The sequence below is a fragment of the Neisseria sp. P0021.S006 genome (assembly GCF_051956895.1).
The window spans coordinates 1-1,440 of sequence record NZ_JBQCWZ010000351.1 but is presented as its reverse complement, the minus strand read 5'-3'; the positions used below and the strand labels follow the sequence as shown (position 1 = coordinate 1,440).

Below are 1,440 nucleotides of genomic sequence, written 5' to 3'. Positions count from 1 at the left end.
AGATTTCTGCCACACCGTTCAGACGGCCTTGATCATAAAACCGAATGTTCGATTACAGCTCGAAATCGCCCAAATCGTCGGCATTGACTTCCGAATCAATCTGACCAATCAGGTAAGAGGAAATTTCCACTTCCTGCGGCGCAACCTGTACATTGTCAGAAGACAGCCATGCGTTGATCCAAGGAATCGGATTTTGGGTCGCACCTTCAAATCCGGCAGGAAGGCCAACCGCCTGCATACGCAGATTAGTAATGTATTCAACGTATTGAGCCAGAATTTCTTTATTCAGGCCAATCATCGAACCGTCTTTAAACAGATAGGCCGCCCATTCTTTTTCCTGTTCGGCTGCTTTTTTGAAGAGATTGAAACACTCGTCCTGCAATTCATTCGCAATTTCAGCCATTTCAGGATCATCGGCACCGGCACGCATCAGGTTGAGCATATGCTGGGTGCTGGTCAGGTGCAGGGCTTCGTCACGGGCAATCAGCTTGATGATTTTAGCGTTGCCTTCCATCAATTCGCGCTCGGCAAAGGCGAAAGAGCAGGCGAATGAAACGTAGAAGCGGATAGCTTCCAATACATTGACGCACATCAGGCAGAGATAGAGTTTTTTCTTCAACTCGCGCAAAGATACGGTAACAAGCTTGCCGCCGACATTGTGCGAACCTTCGCCCAACAGATTGTAATACTGAGTGTATTCAATCAAATCATCGTAATAGCAGGCAATGTCTTCAGCACGGGCGATGATGTATTTGTTTTGCACAATATCATCGAACACGACTGAAGGATCATTCACGATATTGCGGATGATATGAGTGTAGCTGCGCGAGTGGATGGTTTCGCTGAAGCTCCACGTTTCAATCCACGTTTCCAGCTCGGGAATAGACACTAAAGGCAAGAACGCAACATTCGGACTGCGGCCTTGGATCGAATCGAGCAAGGTTTGGTATTTCAGATTGCTGATGAAAATATGTTTTTCGTGTTCGGGCAGATTGGCGTAGTCAATACGGTCGCGCGACACGTCGATTTCTTCCGGACGCCAGAAAAACGACAGCTGCTTTTCAATTAGTTTTTCAAATACTTCGTATTTCTGCTGGTCATAACGGGCAACATTCACCGGCTGACCAAAAAACATCGGCTCTTTCAGCGCGTCGTTTTTGGTCTTGGAAAAGGTGCTGTATGACATAGTTAAGTGTTCGCAGGACATAGTGGGCTCTTTTTAGATTAACTTAAAATGGTAATATTAATATTGTGAAACTTATCTCTTTTATCTAAAAACATACTTATTAATTATTGAAATCTTTAATATTTTCAATTAATTCAAAACCCTTATTAGCTAACTCTAAAATCCCCGTAAAACAGGTAACTTTTTTTGCAATTTCTCCCATTTTAGAAAGGAGATTCTTACCAGTTTCTGTATTGCTCATGAATTCTTTATAT

The 1,440-nt window shown here is 43.4% G+C and carries 1 protein-coding gene; it reads right to left on the bottom strand.

The window, feature by feature from the left end:
* Nucleotides 1-52 precede the first annotated feature (52 nt).
* Complete coding sequence (gene nrdB / locus ACTHUM_RS14025; protein ID WP_004520359.1) at nucleotides 53-1,186, bottom strand: class Ia ribonucleoside-diphosphate reductase subunit beta; 1,134 nt, start codon at nucleotides 1,184-1,186, stop codon at nucleotides 53-55.
* Nucleotides 1,187-1,440 lie beyond the last annotated feature (254 nt).